General features: G+C 62.8%; 7 protein-coding genes and 1 pseudogene. 1 reads left to right on the top strand and 7 read right to left on the bottom strand.

Annotated elements, in window-relative coordinates; genetic code table 11:
* From P0D71_RS28740 to P0D71_RS28715, 6 genes and pseudogenes are all read right to left on the bottom strand, one after another.
* A pseudogene (locus P0D71_RS28740) lies at positions 1–270 on the bottom strand (acyl-CoA dehydrogenase N-terminal domain-containing protein); the annotation flags it as partial.
* Between the two features lie 102 nt (positions 271–372).
* The gene (locus P0D71_RS28735; RefSeq protein ID WP_408483207.1) at positions 373–1,308 is read right to left on the bottom strand and encodes an electron transfer flavoprotein subunit alpha/FixB family protein; all 936 of its coding nucleotides are present in this window, start codon (positions 1,306–1,308) and stop codon (positions 373–375) included.
* Between the two features lie 22 nt (positions 1,309–1,330).
* Positions 1,331–2,080, bottom strand: a complete 750-nt coding sequence (locus P0D71_RS28730; protein ID WP_091800131.1) for an electron transfer flavoprotein subunit beta/FixA family protein — start codon at positions 2,078–2,080, stop codon at positions 1,331–1,333.
* 237 nt (positions 2,081–2,317) lie between these two features.
* Entirely contained in the window at positions 2,318–3,115 is a 798-nt protein-coding gene (locus P0D71_RS28725) for a MetQ/NlpA family ABC transporter substrate-binding protein (RefSeq protein WP_408483204.1), read from the bottom strand.
* A gap of 35 nt (positions 3,116–3,150) precedes the next feature.
* Positions 3,151–3,804, bottom strand: coding sequence for a methionine ABC transporter permease (locus P0D71_RS28720; protein ID WP_091800124.1), 654 nt, complete (start codon positions 3,802–3,804; stop codon positions 3,151–3,153).
* Positions 3,794–4,828 carry a methionine ABC transporter ATP-binding protein gene (locus tag P0D71_RS28715; protein WP_091800121.1) on the bottom strand — a complete coding sequence of 345 codons (1,035 nt, stop codon included), beginning with the start codon at positions 4,826–4,828 and terminating at the stop codon, positions 3,794–3,796. Before P0D71_RS28715 ends, P0D71_RS28720 begins: the two co-directional genes overlap by 11 nt.
* A 240-nt stretch (positions 4,829–5,068) precedes the next feature.
* Here P0D71_RS28715 and P0D71_RS28710 point away from each other — a divergent pair, with 240 nt between their 5' ends.
* Complete coding sequence (locus tag P0D71_RS28710; protein WP_408483203.1) at positions 5,069–5,974, top strand: alpha/beta hydrolase; 906 nt, start codon at positions 5,069–5,071, stop codon at positions 5,972–5,974.
* A 9-nt stretch (positions 5,975–5,983) separates the two neighbouring features.
* Here P0D71_RS28710 and P0D71_RS28705 read toward each other — a convergent pair whose 3' ends face one another.
* Positions 5,984–6,793: an enoyl-CoA hydratase gene (locus tag P0D71_RS28705; RefSeq protein ID WP_408483202.1), complete on the bottom strand. Its 810-nt coding sequence runs from the start codon at positions 6,791–6,793 to the stop codon at positions 5,984–5,986.
* Between the last annotated feature and the right edge of the window lie 32 nt (positions 6,794–6,825).

Genomic DNA, 6,825 nt, shown 5'->3' with positions numbered 1-6,825 from the left:
TTGCCAGCCGCCAACGCCGAACTGGCGAAACGCTTCCTTGAAGCCAGGCGTCGCGGTGACCACGCCATCTTTCCAGTTGCTCGGATTGCGATCGCCTTCCACATTCAGCGGCGCCAGCACTTCGCCGCACAGTTTCGCCGACTCTTCGAGCACGGCCTGCGCGGTGTCGAGATTCGCGTCTTCGAAGCCCGGCAGCATCGCGATGTCTTCGAGACCGGCCAGTTCTTTCATCACGAACAGCATGTCCTTGATGGGTGCCGTATAGCTCATTTTCGTCTCCTCCCGCCGTTGATATAAAAAAAGGGCGCCGGACTTGATCGGTCCCGCGCCCTTCGCGTGTTGCCAGACGCCTTTTACAAGGCGCTTCGACGCTTAGCCCAGCTCGCTAACGAGTTCCGGCACGACCGTGAACAGATCGCCCACCAGACCGTAATCGGCGACGCTGAAAATCGGCGCTTCCGGGTCTTTGTTGATCGCGACGATCACTTTGCTGTCTTTCATGCCGGCCAGGTGCTGGATCGCGCCGGAGATACCGACCGCCACATACAGTTGCGGCGCGACGATCTTGCCGGTCTGGCCGACCTGATAGTCGTTCGGCACAAAGCCCGCATCCACTGCTGCACGCGATGCACCCAGCGCTGCGTTCAGCTTGTCTGCCAGCGGCTCGAGAACCTTGGTGTAGTTCTCGCCGTTGCCCAAACCGCGGCCGCCCGAAACGATGATCTTCGCCGACGTCAGTTCCGGACGGTCCAGCTTCGTCACTTCACGGCTCACGAAGGACGAAATGCCGCTGTCTGCTGCCGCTTCGATCTTCTCGACCGTTGCGCTGCCGCCTTCCGCTGCCACAGCGTCGAAACCGGTCGAACGAACTGTGATGACCTTGATCGGGTCTTGAGACTGAACCGTCGCGATCGCGTTGCCTGCGTAGATCGGGCGCTCGAACGTGTCAGCGCTGTCCACTGCCGTAATGTCGCTGATCTGCGCGACATCGAGCTTCGCGGCGATACGCGGCGCGATGTTCTTGCCGTACGCCGTTGCCGGAGCGAGGATGTGCGTGTAGTCCTTCGCGATGTTCAGCACCGTCGCTTCGACGTTTTCCGCGAGACCCGCTTCGAGTTGCGGCGCGTCGGCGAGCAGGACCTTCGAAACGCCTGCAATCTTCGCTGCCGCATCCGCTGCGGCTTGTGCGTTGTGCCCTGCCACCAGCACGTGAATATCCCCGCCAATCTTCTGCGCCGCTGCGATCGTGTTCAGCGTCGCGGCCTTGATCGACGCGTTGTCGTGTTCTGCGATTACAAGATTAACCAGATTCGTCATTTCGTCCGTCTCCTCACAGCACCTTGGCTTCGGTCTTCAGCTTCTCGACCAGCGTCTTCACATCCGGCACCTTCACACCGGCGGAGCGCTTCGGCGGCTCGACAACCTTCAGCGTCTTCAGGCGCGGCGTGACGTCGACACCCAGGTCTTCCGGCTTGATCGTTTCCAGCGGCTTCTTCTTCGCCTTCATGATGTTCGGCAGCGTCACGTAGCGCGGCTCGTTCAGGCGCAGGTCCGTCGTGATGACTGCGGGCAGCGTCAGCGACAGCGTTTCAGCGCCACCGTCCACTTCACGCGACACAGTAGCCTTGCCGTCGGCGACGACAACCTTCGAGGCAAACGTCGCCTGCGGCAGCCCAGCCAAAGCAGCCAGCATCTGGCCGGTCTGGTTCGAATCGTCGTCGATCGCCTGCTTGCCGAGAATGACAAGCTGCGGCTGTTCCTTGTCGACCAGCGCCTTCAACAGCTTGGCCACCGCCAGCGGCTGCAGCTCTTCCGAAGATTCGATCAGGATCGCGCGATCCGCGCCGATCGCCAACGCCGTGCGCAGCGTTTCCTGCGACTGCGTCACACCCGCCGACACGGCGATCACTTCGGTCGCCACGCCCGCTTCACGCAGACGCACCGCTTCTTCAACCGCGATCTCATCGAACGGATTCATCGACATCTTCACGTTCGCGATGTCGACGCCCGTGCCGTCCGATTTGACTCGAACTTTCACGTTGTAATCGACCACTCTCTTGACTGGCACCAGGATTTTCATGCACACGCTCCAAAGTTACGAATACGTCAACCCAACGAACATTATAACGACTGCCCTCGCGGCAGCCCTGTCGCGGGCGCTCTAGCAGGAGGATATCGCTCCTCAGCGGCGTGACGGCAATATCGAACGGTCGTTCTATTTTAATCTCGAAAAAACCCGGGCGACAACCCCGGGTTCCGACTTACGACTCTAATTTTGCATTGCCGTCGTATCTTGCTTGCTCTGCAGGCCGCCGGCTCACCAAGCGGTGATCACGGCCCCGCCGAATTTGCTTTCAATAAACTGCTTCACTTCCGGCGAATGATACGCCGCGACCAGCTTGGCGACCCACGGCTTATTCTTGTCCGCCTCGCGGATCGCGATGATGTTCACGTAAGGCCCCTTCGGATCTTCAATCGCGATGGCGTCCTGCTTGGGCTTCAGACCCGCTTCCATCGCGAAGTTCGTGTTGATCGCGGCCGCGTCCACGTCGTTCAGCGAACGCGGAATTTGCGCGGCGTCGAGTTCGACGATCTTCAGCTTCTTCGGGTTCTCGACGATATCGAGCGGCGTCGCCTTCAGGCCCGCGTCGGCGCGCAGCTTCAGCAAGCCCTGCTTTTGCAGCAACAGCAGCGCGCGGCCGCCGTTGGTCGGATCGTTCGGCACAGCGATCTTCGCGCCCGGCTGCAGTTCGGCCAGCGTCTTCACTTTCTTCGAATAGATGCCCATCGGGTACGTCACCGTATCGGCGATGCGGATCAGCTTGTAGCCGCGATCCTTCACCTGCGCCTCGAGATACGGGTCGTGCTGGTAGCTGTTCGCGTCCAGATCGCCGCCGGCGAGCGCGGCGTTCGGCTGCACGTAATCCGAGAACTCGACGATCTTGATGTTCAGACCGTTCTTCGCCGCGACCGTCTTCACGACTTCCATGATCTGCGCGTGCGGGCCGCCGGTGACGCCGACCTTGATCGAATCTTCAGCGCGAGCCGCGCCGGCAGCGAACAGGGACGTGGCGCCGAGCACGGCAGCCAGTTTGAGAATGAAACGACGTTGCATGATGGACCTTTCCAAACCTATTCGAAATTGTTGTTTTACTTATGGCTCAAACGACGCACGAGCCAATCCCCGAACGACTGCACCAACTGCACGAAGACGATCAGAATCACCACGACCGTCAACATCACTTCCGGCAGGAAGCGCTGATACCCATAGCGAATGCCGAGATCGCCGAGACCGCCGCCGCCGATCGCGCCGGCCATCGCCGAATAGCCGACCAGCGAGACGAAAGTGATCGTCAAGCCGGCGACCACGCCCGGCAGCGATTCCGGCAACAACACTTTGAAGACGATCTGGCTGGTGGTCGCGCCCATCGCCTGCGCGGCTTCGATCAGCCCGCGATCCACTTCGCGCAACGCAGTCTCCACCAGACGCGCGATGAACGGCGCGGCGGCGATCGTCAGCGGCACGACGGCGGCCGCCGTGCCGATCGACGAACCCACCACGAGGCGCGTGAACGGAATCACGGCGACGAGCAGGATGATGAACGGCGTCGAGCGAACCGCATTCACGATCACGCCCATCACGCGATTTACCGCGATGTTCTGCAGCACGCCCTGGCGATCCGTCAGATACAGCAGCACGCCGAGCGGCAAGCCCACCAAAGCGCCGACCAGCCCGGAAATGCCCACCATGACGAGCGTTTCCCAGAACGACTGGACGAACATGTCCAACATTTCACTCAACATACGACAGCTCCTCCACCACCACACCCTGTTCACGCAGATATGTCAGCGCCTGCGCCACTTTCGCCGGCTCACCGCCCGCGAGCACCGCGAGCGAGCCGAACGCCTGCCCCTGGATCTCGTCGATCTGGCCGTGCAGGATGTTGAAGTCGAGTTCGTAACGGCGAATGGTTTCCGACAGGATCGGCTGATCGACGCCGGAGCCGGTGAACGCGAGTCGCAACAAGTGACCGCTGCCTGTCTTGAGACGCTCGGCGACACGCGCCTTCATGGCGGGCGGCAATTCCTGCGCGATCACGTCGCCGATCAATGCGCGCGTGACTTCGTGATGCGGTTGCAGGAACACGTCGATGACCTTGCCTTCTTCAACCACGCGGCCCGCATCCAGCACGGCGACGCGGTCGCAAACCTGCTTGATCACGTCCATCTGGTGGGTGATCAGTACGATCGTCAGGTTCAGTTCGCGGTTGATGCGCTTGAGCAGGTCGAGAATCGCGCGCGTGGTTTCGGGATCGAGCGCGGAAGTCGCTTCGTCGGAGAGCAGCACTTTCGGCTTGCTCGCCAGCGCCCGCGCGATGCCGACGCGCTGCTTCTGACCACCACTGATCTGCGCCGGATAACGATCCTTCTGCGCCGACAGGCCGACCAGGTCGAGCAGCGGCAACACGTTCGCTTCGATTTCATCGCGCTTCATGCCGGCGAGTTCGAGCGGCAGCGCGACGTTCTCATACACGGTGCGCGACGACAGCAAATTGAAGTGCTGGAAGATCATGCCGATCTCGCGGCGCGCCTCGCGCAATTGCGCGGCGGGCAGCGTCGTCAGGTCGCGGCCGTTGACGACGATATTGCCCTCGCTCGGGCGCGTCAGCAGGTTGAGCGTGCGCACGAGCGTACTCTTGCCCGCGCCGCTGCGGCCGATGATGCCGAACACCTCACCGGCCGGAATCGACAGATTGACGTTGTGCAGCGCCTCGACCCAGCCCCGGGGCCCGGCGAACCGCTGGGAGATATTGCGTATTTCGATCATGGAAAAACGAAACGGCGGAGGTTGTCGGCGAGCGTGATGCGCTCCCGACAAGCGGCCGCCGTTGCTTTTATTGGGATTTGAGCCCGCAATTCTACCGCAGCGCCGACATTCCCTTTAATAATCAATTACGATCTTTTCATAACCTGTTGGAATTAGAGGCCCGCCCGGTGCGCGGTGCTCGCGTGCGCACGACCGCTGCGACTATGATCGGGCGAAACAAAATCAGGATAAGCGGTAGCCATGGAAACATCTCCAAGCAACACGGTGCGGCCCATCGCGGGCAAGCGAAACAGCGGCGAGCCGCTACGCTCGTCGGTCACGACCGGGGACGGCGTGGAACTACCGCTGTACCGCTGGCCGGCCGCCACGCCGACGCGCGCGACCGTGGCGCTGATCCACGGGCTGGCCGAGCACGCCGGTCGTTACGCGGCGCTGGCCGCGCGCCTGAACGCAGCCGGCGTCGAACTGGTGGCGATCGATCTGCGTGGCCACGGCCACGCACCCGGCAAGCGGGCTTACGTGAAGCGCTTCGACGACTATCTGCTGGACGCGCAAGCTTTGCTAGACGCCGCCGCGCAAAGCTGCGCCCCGCTCTTCCTGATGGGCCACAGCATGGGCGGCGCCGTGGCCGCGCTCTACGCGATCGAGCGCCTCGAAGCGAGCGGCCGGCGCCTGAACGGGCTGATCCTGTCGAGCCCGGCGCTGGCGCCTGGCCGCGACGTGCCGCGCTGGATGCTCAAGCTAAGCCAGGTGATCAGCCGTCTTTATCCGAGCTTCCCGGCGATGAAGATCGACGCCGCGTTGTTATCGCGCCTTCAACCCGTGGTGAACGCCAATCGCAACGATCCGCTCGTGCATCACGGCGCGATTCCCGCGCGCACCGGCGCGGAGCTGTTACTGGCGATGGCGCGCATCGAACGCGGCCGGGCGGGCTTGCGAGTGCCGCTGCTGGTCTATCACGGCACCGCCGACAAGCTCACCGAACCCGAAGGCAGCCGCGAATTCGGTGAGCACGCGGGCTCGCCGGACAAGACGCTCACTCTGCACGAAGGCAGCTATCACGAGACGATGAACGACATCGACCGCGACCGGGTGATCGGGGCGTTGATCGAGTGGATCGAAAAACGGCTGGTGGCGAGAGCCTGATCGACGCGGCTAGTCCGCGTCACGCTTCCAGTCGGGCGGGCGTTTGTCGATAAACGCCTGCACGCCTTCCAGCGCCGACTCATCCATCATATTGCAGGCCATCGTCTGGCCGGCAAGCTGGTAAGCCGCTTCGATTCCCATTTCCAACTGGCGATAGAAGAGGCCTTTGCCGGCGCTCACGGCTTCGACGGGTTTCGCGCAGATGCTGGTCGCAAGCCGTGCGATTTCCGCGTCCAGCGCATCCGCGGGGACGACGCGGTTCACGAGCCCTTCCCGCTTCGCGCCCACGGCGTCGATGAAATCGCCGGTGAGCAGCAATTCGAGCGCGGCCTTACGCGACAGGTTGCGCGACAGCGGCACGGCAGGCGTCGCGCAGAAGAGCCCGAGGTTCACGCCCGAAACCGCAAAACGGGCCGTGTCGGCCGCGACCGCCAGATCGCACATCGCGACGAGCTGGCAACCGGCCGCAGTCGCAATGCCTTGCACCCGCGCGATCACCGGTTGCGGCAAGCGCTGGATCGTCATCATGAGCTTCGTGCAGCGGGCGAACAGCGCCTGGTAGTACGCCAGCGAAGGCGCCGCGCGCATTTCCTTCAGATCGTGTCCCGCGCAGAACGCCCGGCCCGCGCCGGCGATCACAACCACGCGCGCGTCCGAGCGGCCGATCTCGCTCAATGCCGTCTGCAGGTCGTCGAGCAAGGCTTCGGAGAGCGCGTTAAAGGCATCGGGCCGGTTCATCGTCACACGCACCACGCCCGGCACGCCGTACGCGCCGTGTTCGATCTCGACCAGTGACGCGTCGCGCGCATCGGCGTTCATGGCTCGCTCCTCATAGAGTGGATGGCGCTGCG

This window comes from Paraburkholderia sp. RL17-383-BIF-A (assembly GCF_046028015.1).
GTDB lineage: Bacteria > Pseudomonadota > Gammaproteobacteria > Burkholderiales > Burkholderiaceae > Paraburkholderia.
Note: the sequence above shows the minus strand (reverse complement) of the source record. Positions and strands in the feature narration are given on the sequence as shown.

Excerpts from the sequence above, each read along its gene's own strand:
- P0D71_RS28730 (WP_091800131.1), bottom strand. The coding sequence starts at position 2,080 with ATGAAAATCCTGGTGCCAGTCAAGAGAGTGGTCGATTACAACGTGAAA.
- P0D71_RS28725 (WP_408483204.1), bottom strand. The coding sequence starts at position 3,115 with ATGCAACGTCGTTTCATTCTCAAACTGGCTGCCGTGCTCGGCGCCACG.
- P0D71_RS28720 (WP_091800124.1), bottom strand. The coding sequence starts at position 3,804 with ATGTTGAGTGAAATGTTGGACATGTTCGTCCAGTCGTTCTGGGAAACG.
- P0D71_RS28715 (WP_091800121.1), bottom strand. The coding sequence starts at position 4,828 with ATGATCGAAATACGCAATATCTCCCAGCGGTTCGCCGGGCCCCGGGGC.
- P0D71_RS28710 (WP_408483203.1), top strand. The coding sequence starts at position 5,069 with ATGGAAACATCTCCAAGCAACACGGTGCGGCCCATCGCGGGCAAGCGA.
- P0D71_RS28705 (WP_408483202.1), bottom strand. The coding sequence starts at position 6,793 with ATGAACGCCGATGCGCGCGACGCGTCACTGGTCGAGATCGAACACGGC.